The sequence below is a fragment of the Streptococcus sp. IMAU 99161 genome (assembly GCF_014435245.1).
GTDB classification, from domain to species: domain Bacteria; phylum Bacillota; class Bacilli; order Lactobacillales; family Streptococcaceae; genus Streptococcus; species Streptococcus lactarius.
In genome coordinates this window covers 84,797-108,722 of sequence record NZ_JAAPAW010000003.1, presented here as the reverse complement: position 1 = coordinate 108,722, position 23,926 = coordinate 84,797, and the positions used below count along the sequence as shown (strand labels likewise).

General features: G+C 42.5%; 17 protein-coding genes. 10 read left to right on the top strand and 7 right to left on the bottom strand.

The features are described from left to right. Positions 1-7: 7 nt before the first annotated feature. The 4 genes from HA044_RS01070 to HA044_RS01055 form a co-directional block, all read right to left on the bottom strand. Complete coding sequence (locus HA044_RS01070) at positions 8-820, bottom strand: DUF1189 family protein (RefSeq protein ID WP_187538452.1); 813 nt, start codon at positions 818-820, stop codon at positions 8-10. Positions 821-963: 143 nt separating this feature from the next. Next, the gene (locus HA044_RS01065; RefSeq protein ID WP_187538450.1) at positions 964-1,806 is read right to left on the bottom strand and encodes a sugar ABC transporter permease; all 843 of its coding nucleotides are present in this window, start codon (positions 1,804-1,806) and stop codon (positions 964-966) included. Between the two features lies 1 nt (position 1,807). After that, the gene (locus tag HA044_RS01060) at positions 1,808-3,106 is read right to left on the bottom strand and encodes a sugar ABC transporter permease (protein ID WP_187538448.1); all 1,299 of its coding nucleotides are present in this window, start codon (positions 3,104-3,106) and stop codon (positions 1,808-1,810) included. Positions 3,107-3,233: 127 nt separating this feature from the next. After that, the gene (locus HA044_RS01055; RefSeq protein ID WP_187538446.1) at positions 3,234-4,490 is read right to left on the bottom strand and encodes an extracellular solute-binding protein; all 1,257 of its coding nucleotides are present in this window, start codon (positions 4,488-4,490) and stop codon (positions 3,234-3,236) included. Between the two features lie 438 nt (positions 4,491-4,928). On the opposite strand from HA044_RS01055, the gene malQ reads away from it, so the two are divergent. The 5 genes from malQ to nrdI all read left to right on the top strand — a co-directional run bounded on the left by malQ (position 4,929) and on the right by nrdI (position 13,634). Next, positions 4,929-6,461, top strand: coding sequence for a 4-alpha-glucanotransferase (gene malQ / locus HA044_RS01050; protein WP_187538444.1), 1,533 nt, complete (start codon positions 4,929-4,931; stop codon positions 6,459-6,461). A 77-nt stretch (positions 6,462-6,538) separates the two neighbouring features. After that, entirely contained in the window at positions 6,539-8,797 is a 2,259-nt protein-coding gene (gene glgP / locus HA044_RS01045) for a glycogen/starch/alpha-glucan family phosphorylase (protein ID WP_187538442.1), read from the top strand. 574 nt (positions 8,798-9,371) lie between these two features. Next, complete coding sequence (locus HA044_RS01040; protein WP_187538440.1) at positions 9,372-12,161, top strand: GbpC/Spa domain-containing protein; 2,790 nt, start codon at positions 9,372-9,374, stop codon at positions 12,159-12,161. Positions 12,162-12,590: 429 nt separating this feature from the next. Next, positions 12,591-13,118 (top strand): hypothetical protein, encoded by a 528-nt coding sequence (locus HA044_RS01035; RefSeq protein WP_187538438.1) that lies wholly within the window; start codon positions 12,591-12,593, stop codon positions 13,116-13,118. Between the two features lie 48 nt (positions 13,119-13,166). Next, positions 13,167-13,634 carry a class Ib ribonucleoside-diphosphate reductase assembly flavoprotein NrdI gene (gene nrdI, locus HA044_RS01030; protein ID WP_187538436.1) on the top strand — a complete coding sequence of 156 codons (468 nt, stop codon included), beginning with the start codon at positions 13,167-13,169 and terminating at the stop codon, positions 13,632-13,634. A 608-nt stretch (positions 13,635-14,242) separates the two neighbouring features. Here the strand turns inward: nrdI and argS are convergent. Next, positions 14,243-15,931: an arginine--tRNA ligase gene (gene argS, locus HA044_RS01025; protein ID WP_187538434.1), complete on the bottom strand. Its 1,689-nt coding sequence runs from the start codon at positions 15,929-15,931 to the stop codon at positions 14,243-14,245. A gap of 104 nt (positions 15,932-16,035) precedes the next feature. Between argS and argR the strand changes: the two genes are divergently transcribed. Then, positions 16,036-16,476 carry an arginine repressor gene (gene argR / locus HA044_RS01020; protein ID WP_187538432.1) on the top strand — a complete coding sequence of 147 codons (441 nt, stop codon included), beginning with the start codon at positions 16,036-16,038 and terminating at the stop codon, positions 16,474-16,476. A gap of 124 nt (positions 16,477-16,600) precedes the next feature. Further along, positions 16,601-19,150 carry a DNA mismatch repair protein MutS gene (gene mutS, locus HA044_RS01015; RefSeq protein ID WP_187538430.1) on the top strand — a complete coding sequence of 850 codons (2,550 nt, stop codon included), beginning with the start codon at positions 16,601-16,603 and terminating at the stop codon, positions 19,148-19,150. A 305-nt stretch (positions 19,151-19,455) separates the two neighbouring features. Here mutS and HA044_RS01010 read toward each other — a convergent pair whose 3' ends face one another. Both HA044_RS01010 and HA044_RS01005 read right to left on the bottom strand, forming a co-directional pair. Next, positions 19,456-19,911, bottom strand: coding sequence for a DUF3021 domain-containing protein (locus tag HA044_RS01010; RefSeq protein WP_187538428.1), 456 nt, complete (start codon positions 19,909-19,911; stop codon positions 19,456-19,458). Further along, on the bottom strand, positions 19,905-20,345 hold the full coding sequence (locus HA044_RS01005) for a LytTR family DNA-binding domain-containing protein (RefSeq protein WP_187538427.1): 441 nt from the start codon (positions 20,343-20,345) through the stop codon (positions 19,905-19,907). The genes HA044_RS01010 and HA044_RS01005 overlap by 7 nt, the downstream gene beginning before the upstream one ends. Before the next feature lie 247 nt (positions 20,346-20,592). Between HA044_RS01005 and mutL the strand changes: the two genes are divergently transcribed. From mutL to HA044_RS00990, 3 genes are read left to right on the top strand one after another with little or no spacing between them, the layout of a single operon-like run. Next, positions 20,593-22,536 (top strand): DNA mismatch repair endonuclease MutL, encoded by a 1,944-nt coding sequence (mutL, locus tag HA044_RS01000; RefSeq protein ID WP_187538425.1) that lies wholly within the window; start codon positions 20,593-20,595, stop codon positions 22,534-22,536. Positions 22,537-22,555: 19 nt separating this feature from the next. Continuing rightward, positions 22,556-23,149, top strand: a complete 594-nt coding sequence (gene ruvA, locus HA044_RS00995) for a Holliday junction branch migration protein RuvA (RefSeq protein WP_187538423.1) — start codon at positions 22,556-22,558, stop codon at positions 23,147-23,149. A 9-nt stretch (positions 23,150-23,158) separates the two neighbouring features. Next, on the top strand, positions 23,159-23,725 hold the full coding sequence (locus HA044_RS00990; protein WP_187538421.1) for a DNA-3-methyladenine glycosylase I: 567 nt from the start codon (positions 23,159-23,161) through the stop codon (positions 23,723-23,725). Positions 23,726-23,926: the final 201 nt, after the last annotated feature.

Here is a 23,926-nt window from a genome sequence, read left to right as displayed (position 1 = left end):
AAACCTCCTAACGGTGATAGTCTGGATCACGGAAGTGGGTCTTATAAAATACCATGGCAAGATAGAGTACAAATAAGACGTTCTGGATCATAATCGTAGTGGTAAATACTTGATGGAAGAGTAAACTGATCAACACACTAAGTAGAATAGGCAGTCCCAAACAATTGAGAATACAGTTGAAACATTCCTTGAAGGTTTTGAGTGAAAAGAGCCGAGATTTTCGAGTCAGGTAGAGGAAGAAAGAGGCTCCAAATACTAAAATTGCAAAATTCACAGCAGATAAGAAACCTGAGAAGAGGACGAGGAAGAGGCTAACGGCCAATCGATTGGCTTGGAACCAATCTTTGGAAATGGCTTGGCTTAAAGCATCTTTATTTTCAAGACTCTTTTGATTGATTGCCTGATAAGGAATGCTTGCAAGTTCTTTATTTTCTCTGCTAATTACTAGTTGAGTCTTATCGAAATAGAGGGTTAATTTTTCACCTAATGAAGTTCCTTCGTGATGACCGATGATAACATGGCCAGCTTTGTTCTTATGAACTCCAAAATGACTGTTATAGACTAGTTCATGCTGGTCAATACGGACACTTTCTTTCAAGTCTTTCATAACATCCTCCGTTAAAGGATCAAATACATCGCTAACAAAGGTTGTCAATGGATAGGTCTTAAGTTGGGCGTTTTGCAGAGCCACAGGGACTAGCGTAATAGAAATCAAAAAGAAAGAAGTAAAGAGCATTTGAAACCAGCTGAGTTTTTTGCGGTTGGCAAATGAAGAGCGGAAATCAAAGATACTAGCAAAATAATTAAAAGGATAGGGCATAACAAAACCTTTCTAAGCATGAAGAACGAGGGCAATAAAAGGAGCCCCTTATTTGGATTTTATCCTTAACGAAAGGTAGTAAGGACCAAAAGCCATACTACCCTTAACTTAAAAATAAAATATGTATGTACCAAAATACTATTTTATCCTTTGTCCCCACCGGCTGTCAAGCCTGAAACAAAGTTCTTTTGTAGGAAGAAGAATAGAATACAGATTGGAACTGCGATCAAAATGGCACCAGCCGCAAAGAAGGCGATTTTTTGATTTTTTTGGTCACTGATAAAGGTTTGAAGACCAACGGCTACCGTATAGTTCACTTCGTCACGAAGCAAGAATTTAGACAAGATATAGTCTCCGAAAGGTCCCATGAAAGCCCAAAGTGCTTGAACGGCAATCATTGGACGAACAAGAGGAAGGACGATTTGCCAGAAGCGGCGGAAGTGTCCAGCTCCATCCAATTTCGCAGATTCATCGAGGGAAATTGGAACAGTATCGAAGTATCCCTTCATCAACCAGGCATTCATTGGAATCCCACCACCAACATAAAGGAAGATTAAGAACCAAGGTTGGTTCAAGGCATTCATCATCAAAGCCATAACGAAGAAGGCTGTGAGGGCTGCCATGGTTGGGACCATTTGAATAATCAAGAAGAAGACCAAACTTTGTTTACGAGCCAAGAAATTGTAACGACTGTAGGCGTAACCTGCGAAGGTAACGATACTTGTTTGTACAATCATGGTGATAATGGCGATCACCAAGGTGTTCATATACCAAGTACCATAGTGAGTTTCAGAGAAAAGTTTTGAGAAGTTATCAAAACTAAGATTGCCACTAAAATCAAGTGTAAAGGCACTGACATTTCCTGATTTGAAGGCTGATAGAACCGTAATCAACAATGGATAAATGATAACGATTGAAAGAACCACCATGTACAGGTAAGTCAAGAAATGATTGAGGCGGCGTTTAAATTGAACTGAATTTTTCATTTTATACATCCTCCATATCAAATGCATGTAGTTTCTTGAAGGCAATCATAGAAATTGAGATCACAATCACAGAGACAATCAAGGTAACTGCAGCAGCCATTGAATATTGAGGCGTTGAGTTCGATGTTGTCAATTTATAGATCCAAGAGATCAAGATATCTGTAGATCCAGCGTTTCCTCCGACAGAACCAGGTCCTCCATCGTTAAACAAGTAAATAATGGAGAAGTTGTTAAAGTTGAAGGTGTATTGACTGATCAAGGTTGGTGCTGCAACCGCAAGGATCATTGGGAAAGTGATGTTGCGGAATTTTTGCCAACCGTTAGCCCCATCAATATAAGCAGCTTCGTAAAGATCGTTTGGAATTGATTGAAGAATCCCCAATGTCAAGACATAGATATAAGGGAAACCGAGCCAACCTTGCATCATAATCAAAGCGATTTTTGTCCAAGTAGGATCAGTCTTCCAAGGAATCAAGACCCCATCTAAGAATGGGAAGATTTTCGCAAATAAAGGAAGAACTTGCGCATTGATGGCCCCGACACTATCATTAAACATATTTGAGAAGGTTAGGATCGTGATGAAGGCTGGAACAGCCCAAGGAAGCAAGAAGATAACCCCAAAGATCCGTTTTCCTTTTACGAATGGTTGGTTGGCAACAATAGCGGTCAAGATACCGAGTACGATTTGAAGAGTAGAAGCTGCGAGGGCCCAAATAAAGGTCCAACCAAGAACCGATGTGAAGGCTGAACGGAAGGTACTCAAGGTCCACATATTCGTGAAGTTTTGGAACCCAATCCAATCCAGCAAGGTTGTTGGTGCAGTATGTAAGAAGTCGTAGTTGGTAAAGGCGATCAACAAGGTTACTAAAACCGGGAAGATAATCGCAAAGGTCATAGCGATATAAGAAGGAATAATCAATAGATAAGGGAATCCATTCTCGTAGATCGCATGGAGCATATCTTTCAAGGTTTTTGGAACGGCAATCCCATTGTTGATTCGTTTCGCAACGGTTCCTGCATCTTTGATGTTTAAAGCATAAAAGAGGAAGTAGACAACGGTAATGATCAAGTGGAAGGCCCCACGGATCAAGATAAAGAGGGAATTATCTTGTCCACGAACGGTTCCAAGTGTGACCAACTTAGCCAGTTCCCCAGCACCACTTCCAAGGAAGTAAACGAGAAAGAGAGCCGTAACGGCAAGGAAGATAGCCCCTTTCGCTTTCTGTTTGTTATAAATTTGCCCAAGACCTGGGATCAAAGATAGCCCCATCGCCTTTTTAGGGTTTTGTTCTGTAGTCATTCAAATCTCCTTATAATGTCCTTGCTAGAGAGCAAGAAGACAAGTCAGACAGTAAGCTGTGCTTGAAAATTGAACATAAGAGGTTGGGACCTAGTCTCCAACCTCTTACTCAAACCTAAAAACTGTCTTATTTGCTACCGAATTTTTGTTCAATAGTTTCTTTAATCAATTTAACAGCATCGTCAGCAGCGTCTTTAGCAGATTTCTTACCGCTTACAGCATCGAAGAGCATGGTAGCAGCTGGATCCCAAACAGTACTCATTTCTGAGATGTTAGGCATTGGTTGAGCGTTCTTGAATTGTTCAACAACGGCAGTTGTCAATTCATCATTTTTACCAACTGCATATTTACGAGCTTCTGTGTTAGCAGGAACTTCGTTTGTCTTGTCAAACAAAGCTTTTTGTTGGTCAGTGTTTGTCAAGTAGTCGATGAATTTTTGAGCGCCATCAAGGTTTTTCGCACCTGCAGGGATAACCCAAGCTTTACCACCACCAAAGGCAGAATATTGTTTTCCGTTTGGAAGGGTTGGAATCGTTGCGACACCATAGTTGACTTTAGCTTCTTTCAATGAAGCGGCTTTCCAAGGACCATCAATGATGGCAGCAGTTTTACCTTCTTGGAATTGAGTTTGGATGAAGTTAGCAGCACCTTTGGTATCTTGCAATCCTTTTGGCCATTTTGCATACCAAGTTTTCGCATATTCGATACCATCGATAGCACCTTTATTGTTCAAACCAATATCTTTTGGATCTGTACCATTTTTACCAAAGACATATCCACCGTTACCAGAAAGAAGTCCGTAAGCGTAGTAGAAGTTTGTCCAGTCAGCTAAGAAAGCAGTGTTTTTACCAGGTTCGCTAGCAAAATCATACTTGCTGTCTTTTGAAAGGTTTTCAAGATCAGAGAAAGTTTTTGGAGCTTCGCTCAAGAGATCTTTGTTATAGTAGAGAACCAATGTTTCGATAACAGCAGGTGCACCGTACACTTTACCACCGTTTGTTACAAGAGCTTCTGTAGTTTTGTCTGTGTGGCTGTCTTTGCTCAATTTCACTTCAGCCAATTGGCCATCGTTACCAAGACCACCTACACGGTCGTATGGTGCCATCATTACGTCTGGAGCTTTTTTAGATTGGTTATCAAGAGAAAGGTTATCCAATCCACCAAGAGCATCACCAGTCTTCACTTTTACTTTGATACCATTTTCTTTTTCGAAAGCTTTTGCAGCTTCTTCAATATAAGATTTGTAGCCTTTATCTACATAAACGTTGATTTCTTTACTTGAATCTGAAGAGCTTGATGAGCTATTGCTACAAGCAGCAAGTAAGAATCCGGCAAAACCAACTGTCCCAAGGACAGCAGCACTACGTAAAATTGTACGTTTCATGATTTATTCCTCCTAAAGAATAAAAAAAGATAATAATTAGAAAGCGTTTTAGACAAACGTTTTCCTAAAACGACTTAAGTATATCACAAGGAGAAAACGTTTGCAAGTAGATTTTAAAAATTTTTTAAAAAATATTTTAATTCCGAACTTTCTTCTATAAAAAGCATCGGAATTGTTGACAATAGTCTGGGGAAAGGATAAACTATGGGAGAGGGTGGTTTTGGGAAAAAATTTAAGAAAGCCCTTGCATAAAAAATAGAAAAAGGTTATAATATCTGGGAACGCAAACGTTTTCGCAAAAAATTGCGTAAACGAGATGCGCCTGTTGGATTTTATAATGGGGTAGAGGCGTTGGGAAGCGTGATAGGCTTTGCAACGATCACCTATACCGTGCACCGAATCTCAGGCTACATAGAAATTAAAAAAAGGTGGTAACCTATGAAAAAACGTCAAAGTGGTGTTTTGATGCACATTTCATCCCTTCCGGGAACATACGGAATTGGGTCATTTGGACAATCAGCTTATGATTTTGTTGATTTTCTTGTTCGGACCAAACAACGGTACTGGCAGATTTTGCCACTTGGAACAACGAGTTACGGCGATTCTCCTTATCAATCCTTCTCAGCTTTTGCAGGAAATACCCATTTTATTGATTTCGATCTCTTGATGGAGCAAGGCCTGCTTTCAAAAGCAGATCTTGAAGGAGTGGATTTCGGTCAAGATCCGACTAGAGTCGATTATGCGAAGATTTTTGAAGGGCGTCGTCCTTTGCTTGAGAAGGCAGTAGCGACTTTCTTAAAGACCAGTGACTTAAAGGAATTTCAAGCCTTCTGTGAAGCCAATGCTTCTTGGTTGGAACTCTTTGCGGAATACATGGCGATCAAGGAACACTTTGATCTGAAAGCTTGGACAGAATGGCCAGATGCAGCGATTCGCGCCCGCCAACCTGAAGCCCTTGCTTCCTACCGCGCTCAATTGGAAGATCAATTGACTTACCATCGTGTGACGCAATTCTTCTTCTTCAAACAATGGTTGGCTTTGAAAGCATACGCTAACGACCATCACATCGAAATCGTAGGAGATATGCCAATCTATGTTGCCGAAGATTCAAGCGACATGTGGGCAAATCCTCATCTCTTTAAAACAGATGAAAATGGAAAAGCAACCTGCATAGCAGGATGCCCGCCAGATGAGTTCTCAGCGACTGGTCAACTTTGGGGGAACCCAATCTATGACTGGAAAGCCATGGACAAAGATGGCTACAAATGGTGGATTGAACGCTTGCGTGAAAGCTTCAAGATCTACGATATCGTGCGGATCGACCACTTCCGTGGTTTCGAATCGTACTGGGAAATCCCAGCTGGTTCTGATACAGCAGCACCAGGTAAATGGGTCAAAGGCCCTGGCTACAAACTCTTTGCAGCAGTGAAGGAAGAGCTCGGTGACCTGAACATCATCGCAGAAGATCTTGGCTTTATGACAGACGAAGTCATCGAACTTCGCGAGCGTACAGGATTCCCAGGAATGAAGATTCTTCAATTTGCCTTCAATCCTGACGATGAAAGTATCGATAGTCCTCACTTGGCGCCAAACAACTCAGTTATGTACACAGGAACGCATGATAACAATACGGTTCTTGGTTGGTACCGCAATGAGATTGATGATCCAACTCGTGAGTACTTGGCACGCTATACCAATCGTAAAGAGTACGAATCGGTACCACATGCTATGCTTCGTACGGTCTTTGCTTCTGTCAGCTTTATGGCCATTGCGACCATGCAAGATTTACTGGAGTTGGATGGAGCTGCTCGGATGAACTTCCCTTCTACTCTTGGAGGTAACTGGGCTTGGCGGATGACAGCGGATCAATTGACTCCTGCTGTCGAGCAAGAATTACTTGATTTCACAACCATCTATCGTCGTGAAAATAAAGACTTGAAGCCAAAAAAAGTCCACAAAGCCAAACACTAATTATACTGAAAGCTTGCTTACACAGGTAGGCTTTCCTCTATTTACAAATATTGTTGAAACAAAAGGAGACGCTCAACATGGAATCATTACAAAAATATGTGATTGATCATCATCAAAAAACAATTGCTGAATGTTCAAACGAAGAATTGTACATTGCCTTGCTAAACTACACTAAGCAAGCTAGCGCGCAAAAGAAATTAAATACTGGTAAGAAAAAAGTTTACTATATCTCAGCTGAGTTCTTGATCGGTAAACTCTTATCAAACAACTTGATCAACTTGGGTCTTTATGATGACGTCAAGAAAGAATTGTCAGACGCTGGTAAAGACTTGATTCAAGTCGAAGAAGTCGAATTGGAACCATCCCTTGGTAACGGTGGTTTGGGACGTTTGGCTGCCTGCTTTATCGACTCTATCGCAAGTCTTGGTTTGACAGGGGATGGGGTTGGATTGAACTACCACTTCGGTTTGTTCCAACAAGTCCTTAAAAATAACCAACAAGAAACCATTCCAAATGCGTGGTTGACTGATCAAAGCTGGCTCGTTCGTTCAAGCCGTAGCTACCAAGTGCCATTTGCACACTTTACATTGACGTCTACTCTTTATGATATCGATGTTCCAGGTTATAAGATTGATACCAAGAACCGTTTGCGTTTGTTCGACTTGGATTCAGTGGATTCTTCTTTGATCCATGATGGAATTGAATTCGATAAGACAGATATTGCGCGCAACTTGACCCTCTTCTTGTACCCAGATGATAGTAACCGTCAAGGGGAATTGCTCCGTATCTTCCAACAATACTTCATGGTTTCAAATGCAGCCCAACTCATTCTTGATGAAGCTGTTGAAAAAGGAAGTAACTTGCATGACCTTGCGGACTATGCGGTAATTCAAATTAACGATACCCACCCATCAATGGTGATTCCAGAAATGATCCGTCTCTTAACAGATCGTGGTATCGATGTGGATGAAGCTATCAATATTGTCCGTAGCATGACAGCTTATACCAACCACACCATTCTTGCAGAAGCCCTTGAAAAATGGCCACTTGAATTCTTGCAAGAAGTGGTTCCTCATTTGGTTCCAATTATTTTGGAATTGGACCGCCGTGTTCGTGCTGAATACAAAGATCCAGCTGTTCAAATCATTGATGAGAATGATCGCGTACATATGGCCCACATGGATATCCATTATGGATACAGTGTAAATGGGGTTGCCGCTCTTCACACTGAGATCTTGAAGAATTCTGAGTTGAAAGCCTTCTACGACATTTACCCAGAAAAATTCAACAACAAAACAAATGGTATCACCTTCCGTCGTTGGCTCATGCATGCCAACCCAAGCTTGTCTCACTACTTGGATAGCATTCTTAGCCGCGACTGGCACCACGATGCTTCTAAGTTGGAAGACCTTCTTTCTTATCAAGATAAGGCTGCAGTCAAAGAAAAATTGGAAGATATCAAATCCCACAACAAACGGAAATTGGCTCGTTTCTTGAAAGACCATCAAGGTGTGGAAATCAATCCTAACTCTATCTTTGATACCCAAATCAAACGTCTTCACGAATACAAACGTCAACAAATGAACGCTTTGTACGTGATCCACAAATACTTGGATATCAAAGCTGGAAATATCCCAACTCGTCCAATCACTGTTCTTTTCGGTGGGAAAGCAGCACCGGCCTACACGATTGCACAAGATATTATCCACTTGATCCTTTGCTTGTCAGAAGTGATTGCAAATGATCCAAAAGTGGCACCATACTTGCAAGTGGTGATGGTTGAAAACTACAACGTTACAGCTGCAAGCTACTTGATTCCAGCTACCGATATTTCTGAGCAAATTTCCCTTGCTTCTAAGGAAGCTTCTGGTACTGGTAACATGAAATTCATGTTGAACGGAGCCTTGACACTCGGTACTATGGATGGAGCAAACGTGGAAATTGCTGAGTTGGTTGGTGAAGACAATATCTATATCTTTGGTGAAGATTCAGAAACGGTTATCGACCTTTACGCAAAATCAGCATACAAATCAAGCGAATTCTACGCTCGTAAAGCGATCAAACCATTGGTTGACTTTATCGTGAGCGACGCTGTACTTGCAGTGGGAAATGAAGAACGCTTGAATCGCCTTCACAATGAATTGATTCACAAAGACTGGTTCATGACCCTTCTAGACTTAGAAGATTATATCAAAGTGAAAGAACAAATGTTGAAGGACTACGAAGACCGTGACGCATGGTTGGACAAAGTCATTGTGAACATTGCTAAAGCAGGATTCTTCTCATCTGACCGTACCATCGCTCAGTACAACGAAGATATCTGGCACTTGAACTAAGCTTTTTACCTGTACCAAGGGGCAGTTTCTCATTAGCCTCGTGGGAGTGGGAGCTAACAAATGTCGAATGGCATTTGTTAGCTCTTGCTCCCTTTTTCTATACTGAAATTGGAGGTCTATGACGATCTAGTTGTCTGATTGAAGAATTTACCATAGTAAACAGGGAACCATTTAAAAATCCGACAAGCAATATCATTATTTTGTACTTTCGTGAAAAATCGGGGAAAATTTTACATAACTATTTAGTATATACTAAGAGTATAATTTGTAAGTATGAAAAAATTGCCTTCTTGAATGGGTAAAATTTCCCTGTTCATTAAGAAAACATACATTGAAAATCGTTGAAAACTCTTGAAAATTTCAATAATTGATCCTACTAAATGCAAGCAACCAAAAGAGGAAATCGCAACTGCCTGTAAAATTAAATAGTGTTTAATTAAAGGAATAAAAAATTACAAACTCGACAATTCTATGAAAAAAGTCAATTGTGATAGAATATGATTAACTGGTAGTAGCATTTTTTTGCCCCTACAGTGAGTTTTTTTGATTAAAACAATAAGGAGACTACTAAAATATGAAGAGCTATCGAGAGCATTCTTCCAAGCAAGAAACATTTTCCATCCGTAAGTTATCAGTCGGTGTTGTTTCATTGGCTGTTGCCGGATTGGTAACTGTCAATGCCTATGGAGCTGAGGTCAAGGCTGATGAAGTCACTACGCCTACAGCAGAAGCTACAATGGCTGCTACTGCAACTGATCATGCAACCTCTCAATTAACATCTACAACTGTGACAGAAGAGAACAAAACCGTTACAACTACTTATGTAGAGTCACCAGAACTTGAAAAAGCAAAAGCAACTGCAAAGACAGAAGGTGTGACAGTAACAGAAGAGGCTGAAAAAATCCAACCATCGATTGCAGCAGCAGAAGCGGATAATAAAGCTCAAACAGCTGAAATCAATACAGCCGTTGAAAACTACAAGAAGGCAAAAGCAGAGTATGAAGCAAAATCTCAAGAAATCACCTTGATGGAAAAGAGAAACGCAGATGCGGAAGCAACTTATAAGAAGCAAGTAGAAGACTACAATACGCAACAAGAAGCTTATAAAGCAACCTTAGCTGAATACAACACGAAAAAAGCAGAATATGATGTTAAAGTAGCTGAAAAAGCAGCAGCGGATAAGGCCAATGCAGAAGCAAAAGCTAAATATGATGCAGAAATGGCTGTTTATAATGCAGCTAAAGCGCAATACGACAAAGATTTACAAGAATACCAAGCTAAGAAAGCTCAATATGATAAAGACAAAGTAGCTTATGATCAGTTGCTTGCTAAGAAAGCAGAAGAAGATGCTGCAAAGGCTCGATACGAAGCGGATCTTGCAACATACAATGCTGAAAAAGCACAGTATGAAAATGACTATATTGCTTATCAAAAGAAATTAGCTGAATACGAAATTGCCAAAAAACAATATACGGATGCTAAAGAAGCATACGATAAATATATGACAGACAATGCGTATGCAGATATTAAAAATGTGTCAACTGTCCAAGATTTGACCTTCCAACGTGAAGGCGGAGCAACGCATGTCATTGATGGGATCAGCACCTACCTTACTCGTGATGCCCAAGCTCGTTTGAATACTAGCAATGTGCAACAATATGATTCCAATAAATTGGAAGCTTCTGATATTGTAGCAACCAGTCCTTGGGCGAATAATGAGACGGAATACATTCAAGTGAAAGAAGGCGACAAATTTGTTGTGACCTATGACAACTTGAACCAGTCTAGCATGCGTGAAGATGCGGATATGTATCCAATCAAACGTGTGATTTACCGTTATGAGATTTTAAGTCTTCCATCAAATGATGGCAAAGGGATTGCGGCGGTCAGCGCAGATCCAACAGTAACCCTTACAGTTGGTGCTTCAACAGACCAAGATAAACCTGTTAAAGTTGCTGTCGATATTGAATTTTATGATGGTAATGGCAATAAATTTGATTTGACAAAACGCAATGCCATTGTCGCTTTGAACTCCCTTAACCACTGGACAGGTGCTTCCTATGTAGATAGTGGAGACAAACCTCGTGCGATCACAGTAGAAGCCAAGGATGTGAATGGCAACACTGTACGGGGGACATGGGACCCGTATGCAGATGGTTCATCAATGAGCATTGAAAACAATGAAGTGAAGGTTAAAACAGGAAAAGCAGACTTTGGGACTGCTACTGTTTCCATTTCGGCGAACAATCCTCTTAAAATCGTGACACAGACCTATGGTTATGTAGAAGTCGAGGCAGGTAAATGGGCACCAGGTACCACTCCTGCGAAGGAAGAAGTAACAGATGCCTTAACTGTGAATGCTTCAGGTTCAGGAAGTGTTCATTCTATTGGAACGGAAGAATTTACCTTTGAAGGTAAGGATGACGTTCTCGGATCATACAAAGTAGATGCAACGACTGGTCAAATTACGTTCACACCTAAGAAGAAATTCGAAACAGTAAAACACCAAGAATCTGTAAATGTTGGAAGTAATAAATTTATTCCAATTCCAAACTCAAGCGTTTCTTATGATGCGGCTACTAAAGAAGTAACTTCCTTCAAAGATAACCAATATATTGAACATGGTTCCGTCTTTAACGGGGAAACATCTTCAACTCTTGAAGGTTGGGATAATCCATCTTCTAAATATCTCTATTACGGTGGAGCAGGTTTGAAGATGACAGATGGTCACTTAGTCTTTACCGCTAATGGTGCCAATGCAGCTGGTCAGCCAACGGTTTACTGGTTTGCGATCAACTCAAATGTAGGTCTTCCGAAGGAGCCAGGTGAAGAACCGAAAGAGCCAACAAAACCAACCGAACCAAAGGCTCCAATTCCACCAACGATTACAGTTGAAAATCTACCAGCAGAGCCGACGGAACCAACTCCGCCAACAGCTCCTACAGCTCCAACCGAACCTAACTATACTGTCATTACAGTTGATGTGAAGGAACCAACAGCTCCAACTCCACCAACCAAACCAACCCCACCAACTCCTGAAGTCGTTCCAAACACGAAACCGGTGAAACCGGAAGCTGAAGTGAAATGGCATAAGAATAAAGTAGTAACGGAAACAGCTATTCCAACCCCACCAACGCCAGTTCCACCAACTCCATACAACCCACCAACCCCAATTGTTCCACCAACTCCAGAGGTTCCAAGCGAACCAACTCCTGAAGTTCCGGAACAGCCTGTACAACCTGGGAACCCACAAACACCTGCGCTTCCAAATACAGGTACAGAAAACTCAATGGCAGCTGTTCTTTCAGGTGCGATGGCTGGATTGCTTGGATTGGGCCTTGCTCGCAAGAAAAAAGAGGATTAATTCATATCCCTTTCCTTCGTCCATCTAAGTAAAGAAAGCCAGAAGGCAGAACCTTCTGGCTTTTTCAATGGATAGAGGATGACCAAATGGTGAAGAAAAAGGACCGAATAGTTTTGTTTCCGATGAAGAAATAGATTTATTCAACCAAATGGTGTGAAAACAAAGCAGAATAGAAATTTTCTACAAAACCGTCAGCAATAAAGGTATACTGTTGGTGTTCGAATGAAAGTTATAGGACTCCGTTATATCTCTAAATAATCCGAATAAAACAGTTAGCATGTCGTTTTTTCATCTTTTGTGCACACTATTTCCAAATGAATTTCATTTGAACAAATCAGTAATAAGGCAAGTACTTCCATGGTTTTGAGGTGCTTGCCTTTCTGTTTGTATCGCGTTATAATAGAGGTTAAGAAATAAAAAGGAGTTTGTATGAAAAAAAATCCAATCTACTTGTATGTCCTTCTGTTTTTCTCTACAGTTGGTACCTTTAATTCGCTGGCGTCAACCTTTATCTCTTCTAAGGCTTTTGAATTATCAGATGATTTTGCCAAACAAATGGGCTTAACAACTGCTCAAGATAAGGCAGACTACGTAACCTACATGGAAAAATCTGTTCAAGTCAATCAATCTCCCTTCGCCTTTTTGATGGTCTCTTTAATAACGATTGCCTTACTTGCGATCATCTATTTCCTATTTGTGAAGAGAGATTTGTTAAAAGCTCACTATGCCTTTATTGGACAAATCGTGATTAGCTATATCTTCTCTTGCTATAATTATTTTGTATTGAGTTCCTTGTTTTCCGTTTTTTCAAACGAAACTCTTCGCCAACGCTATCAATCCTCCTCAGTATTAGCTTTGTTGCTCTTGACAGCACTAGCAGCTCTATTTTTGGGAATTATTTTGTATAAAACCTTGCGTCTTCGAAAACTTCAAGGTGTTGAAGTTCTAGATAAATAATCAATGAGTGTGAATGAAGCTCTCTTAAATGTTAAGATAGCTTCTTGATTGGAGAAAAAGATGAAAGTATCCTTTGTTTATATTAGCCTGAGTGGAAATACAGAGAGTTTTGTTCGGCGGTTAAGCGACTATTTGCTTGAAGCGCATCCAGGTCTTGAAATCGAGACGGTTCATGTGAAAGATCTGGTCAAAGAGGGTCACCCTTTCTTTGAAATGACCAATCCTTTTATCACCTTTTTACCGACTTATTTGGAAGGGGGAAATGGTGTAGACAATGGAGACGTGGAGATTTTGACGACAGATGTCGCAGATTTCATTGCCTATGGGAACAATGCCAGCAAGTGTTTGGGCGTTGTAGGCTCAGGAAATCGGAATTTCAACAATCAGTATTGTCTAACTGCCAAGCAATATAGTCAACGTTTTGGTTTTCCAGTGTTGGCAGATTTTGAAATGCGAGGCATGTTGGGAGATATCAAAAAAGTAGCTGCAATTGTGGAAGAACTTTATCAGTTGTAAATGAAAAAAATCGCTGAGGGGTCAGCGATTTGGATTGAAGAAAAAGCCATATTAAAAATTTTCCTTAGGTGAGTACGGACGTCAGCGAACTTCTATGAAGTTCCATGACTAAATCAAGATTACAGAGGACGTCTGCGGATAAAGTCAAAATAGGAAGTTTGACGCAGAATCTCTCAATTCTAGGAGAACTTATCTTTTTGACACGATCCGCAGCCCGTGTTCAATTCGTTTTGAGCCTCTTCGCTCTTTAATTTCTGGGCTCAGGCTAAAACAGTTCCCCAAACTGTTTTACTCTCAAAAATTCCGAGTGCCTGAACCTGTATTGTTTCAGGCACTTTTCTCACAGCGGAAAGTTTTGGTATTTACTTGGTTCATTCTAAAAATTCGATCTCATTTTATTCTCCGCAGAAGCACTTAACTTATTTTACTTGATAAAATAAGTTTTCTACATTCTAAATCGCTGAGGAATCAGTGATTGTTCTTTATATTCAAAGAGAAAAAGGAGACGCGAGGTCTCCTTTTTAAAATTGACGGGTTGTTTCAGTCGTTGATGAACAAAGGACGATTGTCAAGGAGGTGGGAGGTGTTTTCCGGATCCTTGTTGCGCCTTACATTTTCTCTGGTGCTTGTACACCGAGTAGGCGAAGGGCTTCTTTTAACACGACAGCTGTAGAGTAGCTGAGGGCTAGACGGCTTTCGCGTTCAGGGCTTTCGTCCAAGATACGAGTGTGGGCATAGTATTTGTTGAAGGCTTGTGCCAAGCTGATCGCATATTTGGCAATCAAAGATGGATCGTAGTTTTCAGCCGCCCGTTTGACCACACGAGAGAAGTCTTGGAGAAGCTTAATGATTTCCCAACTTTCCGGATCATTCAAGCTGTAGGTGGTGTCTGTAGATGGTGTGAAGTTGGCTTTGCGAAGGATGGATTGGATCCGTGCATAAGCATATTGAACGTAAGGTCCAGTTTCCCCTTCAAAGGAAACCATGGCTTCAAGGTCAAAGTCATATCCGTTTCGACGGTCTGTCTTCAAGTCGTAAAATTTAACTGCACCAACACCGACTGCATGTGCCACTTCTTCCTTGTTTTCAAGTTCAGGATTCTTTTCTTCGATTTGCGCTTTGGCACGAGAGATGGCTTCTTGAAGAGTTGGTTCGAGCAGGATGATATTTCCTTTACGAGTAGACAGTTTTTGGCGGTTCTTCGTTACCAAACCAAAGTCAACGTGCACCATATCATCGCTCCAGTCAAATCCCATTTTCTTCAACACAGCTTTCAACTGACGGAAGTGGTTAGACTGTTCTTGCCCAACGGCGTAGATGTTCTTGACAAAGTTGTAAGTCCGTGCACGGTACATAGCTGTTGCGATATCACGAGTGATATAAAGAGTGGCACCGTCTGATTTTTTGATCATAGCTGGTGGCAGGTTGACGTCGTCAAGGTCTACGATGCTAGCTCCTTTAGATTCTTTCAACAAGCCTTTGTCTTCCAGGATTTGAACCCCTTCATCCATCTTGTCGTTATAAAAGGCTTCTCCGTTGAGGCTGTCAAATTCCACATCAAGCAGTTTGTAAATGCGGTTGAATTCCTCTAAGCTCTCATCGCGGAACCATTGCCATAATTGAGTCGCTTCGGGATCGCCATCTTCCAATTTTTTGAACCATTTACGCCCTTCTTCGTCCAGTTCTGGATTATGTTCAATTTCGGCGTTGATACGAACATAAAGTTTTAATAATTCATTAATCGGATTGGCTTCAACAGCTTCTTTGCTTCCCCACTTTTTATAGGCCACCATCAAGAGACCGAACTGTTTACCCCAGTCTCCCAAGTGGTTGATTTTAATCGTGTTGTAGCCCATTTTGCGATAGAGGTTTGAAAGGGCGTCCCCGATAACGGTTGAGCGTAAGTGCCCAACAGAGAAAGGTTTGGCAATGTTTGGACTAGAAAGGTCGATGGTAACGTTTTGACCATGCCCTTCGTCTTGTTGCCCATAGTCTGCACCGGCTGTAATGACGGATTTGATGACGTGGTCAGATATCTTAGATTTGTCTAAGAAAAAGTTGACATAAGGTCCAGTTGCAACGACCTTTTCAAAGGCGCTTTGGTCGATCTTTTCAGCAATTTCTGTAGCAATAGCTTGAGGAGCCTTACGTTCCACTTTAGCAAGTGAGAAGGCTGGAAAGGCAATGTCACCAAGATCTGAAGATTTTGGTTGCTCAAGTAAATTCAAAATAGCGTCTTGATCAAGAGAGTCGATCACTTTGGCCAATTCACTAGCAATTAGTTCTTTATTGTTCATAGTTTCTCCTTAGTCCTTTTAACTATTATTTTAACACAAATTTAAGCTAAATTTCAATTTTTTTGGTATAATTTAGAGTATATTTATTCAAAAGTGGAGGTCCAATGAAAAAGACAGAACGTCACCTTTTGATTCAACAGATGATTCGAAATGAAAAATTGTCAACTCAAAAAGAGATTCAGGATCGTTTGGAGGCAAAAGGGATTGCAGTAACGCAAACGACACTCTCACGAGATTTACGAGATCTTGGTCTTGTGAAGGTGAAACGAAAAGATCAATTGTATTATATTTTGCCAAATGAACCAGAGGTAGCAGAAATTTATATTATGTTAGCTACTCATGCCAAATCCATCTCTCGGGCCGAATTCACACTGGTACTAAGAACAGAGCTCGGAGAAGCAGCTCTATTGGCCAATGGCGTGGATGAAATGACAGATGAGCGTATCCTAGGGACAGTAGCGGGTGCCAACACACTATTGATTATCTGCCGCGATCAAGAAGCAGCCATTGAGATTCAAGGTGAAATTTCAGGAATGATGCATTAATCAAGCTCATTTTCAAATGAAATAGGAGGAAGATAGAGGCTAGCATTGGTCGGAGCTATCTACTCCTGTTTTTATCTATGGTGCTTGCGTCAGAAAATGATGCAACAGTAAGGAATAACAACGTATGACAGTAGAAAAAATATCCCCTGGTATGCAACAGTATCTAGATATCAAAAAAGACTATCCAGATGCTTTTTTGCTGTTTCGCATGGGAGATTTTTACGAATTATTTTATGAAGATGCAGTAAATGCGGCCCAAATTTTAGAGATTTCTTTAACCTCACGGAATAAAAATGCAGAGCATCCGATCCCTATGGCGGGTGTTCCCTACCACTCGGCCCAGCAGTATATTGATGTTCTCATCGAACAGGGGTATAAGGTCGCGATTGCCGAACAAATGGAAGATCCCAAAGAAGCCAAGGGGGTCGTTAAGCGGGAAGTGGTACAGGTGATTACCCCTGGTACAGTGGTGGATTCGACCAAACCAGATAGCGAGAATAACTTCTTGGTGGCTTTGGATCGAGCAGGGGCTAACTATGGACTAGCCTATATGGATCTGGTGACAGGGGAGTTTCAGGTGACGACCCTCAATGACTTCAGCATGGTTTGTGGAGAAATCCGCAATTTACGGGCGCGTGAGGTGGTCCTGGGTTATGAGTTGCCAGAACAGGAAGAGCGTGTTTTTGTAAGCCAGATGAATCTCTTGCTGTCACATGTAGAGACGGTGCTTGACGATGTTCAACTCTTAGGGGATGATCTGAGTGAGCTCGAAAAGAAAACCGCAGGAAAACTTCTCCAGTATGTCCATCAGACACAAATGCGGGAATTGAGCCACCTCAAGAAAGTCCATCACTATGAGATTTGCGATTTCTTGCAGATGGACTTTGCGACCAAGGCCAGTCTGGATTTGACAGAGAATGCTCGGACCGGGAAGAAACATGGTAGCTTGTATTGGTATTTGGATGAAACCAAGACGGCCATGGGAGGACGTTTGTTGCGGTCCTGGATTCAGAAACCCCTGGTCAATTTGAAACGGATCCAAGAGCGTCAAGATGTCATTCAGATTTTTATGGATCATTTCTTTGAACGGAGCGATTTGACCGATAGCCTCAAAGGGGTCTATGATATCGAACGCCTAGCGAGTCGGGTTTCCTTTGGCAAGATCAATCCCAAGGATCTCTTGCAGCTAGGAGACACCCTGAGTCATGTACCAACGATCAAGTCGATCTTACTGGGGATTGGGGATCCGGTCTTGGATGTCTTGATTGCACGCTTGGATGAACTTCCCGAATTGCACCGCTTGATTACATCAGCTATTGCTCCGGAAGCGTCTGCTGTTATTACAGAGGGAAATATCATCCGTACCGGTTTTGATGAGCAATTGGACCAGTACCGTGTCGTTCTTCGGGATGGCACAGGTTGGATTGCAGAGATTGAAGCCAAGGAGCGCGAAGCCAGCGGCATTACAGGCTTGAAGATCGATTACAACAAGAAGGATGGCTACTATTTCCACGTCACTAATTCTCAATTAAGCCACGTTCCTGCTCATTTTTTCCGCAAGGCGACCTTGAAAAATTCAGAACGCTTTGGTACGGAAGAATTGGCACGCATTGAAGGCGATATGCTAGAGGCGCGTGAGAAATCTGCCAGCCTTGAATATACGATTTTTATGCGGATTCGTGAAGAAGTTGGCAAGTATATCCAGCGTCTGCAACAGTTGGCTCAGGCGATTGCGACGGTTGATGTTTTACAAAGTCTAGCTAGTGTTGCCGAGTCCCAACAATTGATTCGTCCGCTCTTCCATGACGAAAGACGGATCGCGATCGACAAAGGCCGTCATCCGGTTGTTGAAAAAGTGATGGGAGCCCAGTCCTATATTCCTAATAGCATCTTTATGGATGAAGAACGGGATATTCAGTTGATTACAGGGCCAAACATGAGCGGGAAGTCTACCTATATGCGCCAATTGGCGATCATTGTGATTCTTGCGCAAATCGGCTCCTATGTTCCAGCGCAAAAGGCTGAGTTGCCAATCTTTGATGCGATCTATACCCGGATCGGAGCTGCGGATGACCTGGTATCGGGTCAGTCTACCTTTATGGTAGAAATGATGGAGGCCAATCACGCTATTCGCAAGGCAACGCCCCAGTCCTTGATTTTATTTGATGAGTTAGGACGCGGAACGGCGACCTATGATGGAATGGCTCTTGCCCAGTCCATCATCGAATACATCCACGATCGTACCGGTGCTAAGACCTTGTTTGCGACCCATTACCATGAGTTGACAGCTCTCTCAGAGACCCTGTCCCGGTTGGAAAATGTCCATGTCGCGACCTTGGAGCGAGATGGACAGGTCACCTTTTTGCACAAGATTGAACCCGGTCCAGCGGATAAGTCCTATGGGATTCACGTAGCAAAGATCGCTGGTTTACCAGAAGAGTTGTTGAAGCGGGCGGATGCGATTTTGACCAAGCTCGAAGGACAAGCCCAGCAAGTACCGTTTGTGGATGAAACTCCTAAAAAGGGAGCACCTTCACAGGTTGCTGAACAAATGTCCCTCTTTGAGGAGGAGGCAGAAAATACAGTGATCACGGAATTGAAGAATCTGGATCTCTACAATATGACTCCGATGGAAGTCATGATGGCAGTCGCCGAATTGAAAAAGAAATTGTAAAAAAAGATCCTCGTGACGGCGAGGATCTCAGATTGAAGACAAAGTCATCTTAGAAACTTTCCTTAGGTGAGTCTGGACGTCAGCGAACTTCTAAGAAGTTCCATGACTTAGTTTTGAGCCTAAGGTCTCAAAACTCCCGAGTGCCTGAAACATTTGTGTTTCAGGCACTTTTCTCACAGCGGAAAGTTTCAGTAGATGATTGAATAACTATAACGAGTATAATTTTTATAGAATTTATTAGATTTGTATAAAGGAACAGCTTATCTCCACTTTTCAGATCCTCGTAGCATTGAGGATCTTTTTGCTTAGTGGTTAGTAATGCTTTGATTGATTTCTTGAACTTGTTTTTTATAAAAATGATGGGAGACTAACCAGATGATCACATAAACGAGGGTGAATTCGACAATGAGCGAGAGGTAAAATCCGAGTCGTGCTGGGAACCAGCCGGCCAAGGTAGCTAGGGGAATAAAGCCAAGTAACATGAGTAGGTAATGGCTTAGAGTAGCCCGCAAGAGGCTCCAGTCTTTTTGAAAGAGGAGACTTCCCAAGCTAAAGAGAACCCCAATCGCACCCCAAACGAGGACGCAATAGAGCATGACCAGTGAACCGTGAACATGATGCAAGAACATCCAGCGGCCGACTGCAGAGTTGGGACTTAAGGGAAGGTACAACTCAGGTGAGAAGCGGTAGGAAAAGAAGATGGATAGGATGAGCCCGATGAGAATCCCTTTTAAGGCGTCAGAAAATGATTGTTTTAGCATGATAATTTCTCCTTAATGGCTTTTAAATAACGACGGGATGAGTATGCTAAACTCCCGTTTTTGAGATAGATTTGAACCGATCCTCCACTAGTGAAGTGCAGGTGATCGATTTCTTTGGTATTAATAATTTCAGATTGGGAAATTTTGAGAAAGAAGGTCGGTAAGTCTTCAGATAGCTGATAGAGTGGTCCAGTCAGGATAAATTGATCTGTCATGGTCTCACCAATCACTTGCCGATTTTCAATGTAAAAACGTTGGAATAGCTGGCTTTCGATCAGGTAAGCCTCCCCATCCTTTTTGGCACGTAAGCGCCCTTTTTGATCCAATTCTTCCACAAAGTCACGGATTCTCTCTACACGCGTAGATAGTGTAGGTGCTGTAATCGTCACCGCTTCTTCTTGGAAGTGGGAATCAATGTGTACTTCTACTTTCATAAGATATTTTCTCCCTCCTTAGGTAAAGTCGGTTAGCCTGCTAGCCCGGCTCCTTCTTTACACTACTATTAAACACTTTTTCCAAAGGGAAGACAAGGGAATTTGTTTATGTGGTCATTTTCTTTGCCTATGCGGTTTTTAGGGAAGAAGATGAGGCCAACCTCCATTTTTTAAGAAAGGGAGTCCTGTGGATCTGTGGTATAATAGAGCTACATGTATCGGTGAAAAAATAGGTAAAGGAGCAGCTATGTCACAGATTATTGAATTGCCAGAAGTCCTAGCCAACCAGATTGCGGCAGGTGAAGTAATTGAACGACCTGCTAGTGTGGTCAAGGAATTGGTTGAAAACTCGATCGATGCTGGAGCTAGCCAGATCGTCGTTGAAATCGAAGAAGCAGGATTGAAGTCGATTCGGATTACAGACAATGGGGAAGGGATAGCGCATGATGAGGTCGCTCTGGCCCTCCGTCGACATGCGACCAGTAAGATCAAGAATCAAGCGGATCTTTTTCGCATTCGAACGCTTGGTTTTCGTGGTGAGGCCATGCCTTCCATTGCTTCTGTCAGTATTCTAACGGTTTTAACGGCGCAAGAAGGAGCTGCCCACGGGACCAAATTGGTCGCAAAGGGTGGTGAAATTGAGGAATTGGAACCAGCGACAAGCCCTGTTGGGACCAAGATCACAGTGGAGGATCTCTTTTTTAACACCCCTGCTCGTCTCAAGTACTTAAAGAGCCAGCAGGCAGAGCTGTCCCATATCGTGGATATTCTCAATCGCTTGAGCTTGGCCCATCCAGAGATTGCTTTCACCTTGATTAATGACGGAAAAGAAATGACTAAAACAGCGGGGACTGGCAATCTCCGGCAAGCGATCGCGGGTGTTTATGGTCTGGCGTCTGCCAAGAAGATGGTGGCCATTGAAAATCGCGACCTAGATTTTGAAGTGACAGGCTTTGTGTCTTTGCCTGAATTGACTCGTGCCAATCGCAACTACATCAGTCTCTTTATCAACGGCCGCTACATCAAGAATTTCTTGCTCAATCGGGCTATTTTAGACGGTTACGGTAGTAAACTCATGGTGGGTCGCTTCCCGCTTGCGATCATTCATATCCAGATCGACCCTTACTTAGCGGATGTCAATGTTCACCCGACCAAGCAAGAAGTGCGTATTTCTAAAGAACGAGAACTGATGGCCTTGATTTCCCAAGCCATTGCGAATGCTCTAAAAGAGCAGGACCTAATTCCGGATGCTCTAGAAAATCTAGCCAAGTCGACCATTCGTCGAGCAGAAAAGCCAGTACAGACAACCTTGCCTTTAAAAGAAAACCGTCTCTATTATGACCGCGAAAGTCAAGATTTCAAGCTTCGACCAGAGGTGGCAGATCCTCAACGGCCTCTAATAGATGAGGGAGCTACAGATTCTACAAGCCAAGAAAAACCAGCGGAAAAACCGACAAGCGCGATCAAGTTTGCGGAAAGAAAGGCTACGGTATATGATGAACTGGATCACCCAGAGTTGGATCTAGCTAGTCTAGACAAGGCTTATGACAAGTTGGACGGGGAAGAACATTCGACCTTCCCAGAGTTGGAATATTTTGGTCAGATGCATGGAACCTATCTCTTTGCCCAAGGCAATGGGGGCCTCTATATCATCGACCAACATGCGGCCCAAGAACGGGTCAAATACGAAGAATATCGGGAGAGCATCGGGGATGTGGACAGTAGTCAGCAACAACTGCTGGTGCCTTATATCTTTGAGTTCCCTGCAGATGATCTGATCCGCCTGCAACAGCGCAAACACCTCCTAGAGGAAGTGGGCGTCTATCTAGAAGAGTACGGAGTCAACCAGTTGATCTTGCGGGAGCATCCGATCTGGATGAAGGAAGAAGAGATCGAGTCGGGCATCTATGAGATGTGTGACATGCTCCTCTTGACCAAGGAAGTGTCCATCAAGAAATACCGGGCTGAGTTGGCCATCATGATGTCCTGCAAACGCTCCATCAAGGCCAACCACACCCTGGACGATTACTCCGCGCGCGATCTGATCTACCAACTATCCCAATGTGACAACCCCTATAACTGCCCCCATGGCCGTCCGGTTTTGGTTAACTTTACCAAGTCCGACATGGAAAAGATGTTCCGACGCATTCAGGAAAATCACACCAGTATGCGGGAATTGGGCAAGTATTAACAAAGAATAAAGGAAGACTATGTACGAATACATTAAAGGAATCTTAACGAAAATCACCGCCAAATACATCGTGGTGGAAACAGCTGGGATCGGCTATCTCTTGCATGTGGCCAACCCCTATGCCTACTCTGGCAAAATGAATCAAGAGGTGCAGGTCTATCTCCATCAAGTGGTCCGTGAAGACGCTCACCTCCTCTATGGCTTTGCGACCGAAGAAGAGAAAAAGCTCTTTTTAAACTTGATTTCGGTCTCTGGAATTGGCCCAGTCTCAGCTCTAGCCATCATTGCTGCGGATGACAATGCAGGTCTTGTCCAAGCTATTGAAAGTAAGAACATCACCTACTTGACCAAGTTTCCGAAAATCGGCAAGAAAACAGCCCAACAGATGGTCCTGGATCTAGAAGGTAAGATCAATCTTGATCTAGAAGATGCACCGGCTCAGTCCAATGCCAAAGTTTCAGAAGAAAACCAAGCTCTTGAAGAAGCTATGGAAGCTATGTTGGCTTTGGGTTACAAGGCAACGGAACTCAAGAAAATCAAGAAATTCTTTGAAGGGACGACCGATACAGCTGAGAACTACATCAAGTCTGCCCTTAAGATGTTGGTGAAATAGGAGAAGTCTATGCCAAAACGTTGTGGCTGGGTTAAAATGAACAACCCGCTCTATGTAGTCTACCATGATGAGGAGTGGGGACGTCCCCTCCATGATGACCAAGCGCTTTTTGAGTTGCTCTGTATGGAGACCTATCAGGCGGGACTTTCTTGGGAAACGGTGCTCAATAAACGCAAGGCTTTCCGTGAGGCTTTTCATGGCTATCACCTTCAACATGTTGCAGAGATGTCGGATGAGGAGCTGGAAGCTTTGTTAGATAATCCAGCCATCATCCGCAATCGTGCTAAGATCTTTGCAACGCGTGCCAATGCTCAAGCCTTTTTGCAAGTCCAAGCAGAGTTCGGCTCTTTTGATGCTTATCTCTGGTCTTTTGTCGGTGGAACAACCATCAACAATGATGTCCCGGATTACCAGCAGGCTCCTGCGAAGACAGCTCTTTCCGAACAGCTTGCTAAAGATCTCAAAAAGCGTGGTTTCAAGTTTACGGGTCCCGTTGCGGTCCTATCCTACCTACAAGCAGCAGGCCTCGTCAATGATCATGAGAATGATTGTGAATGGAAAAGTGGAAATAAGTAACTTTAGAAGATGACTAGAATATCAGAGAATATAGAAAAAGAGAGTGGGACAGAAATCGGTCATTCGTTAGAATTCGATTTCGTCGTCCCACCTCCGCACAGTTGAGTAGGGCTGTAAAAGCTGATGAAATCAGCGTAGTAGAGCCCACTCAACCACTGCGTCTTGCTCGACAATTCAAAGACAATTGAGAGGCTAGGACTT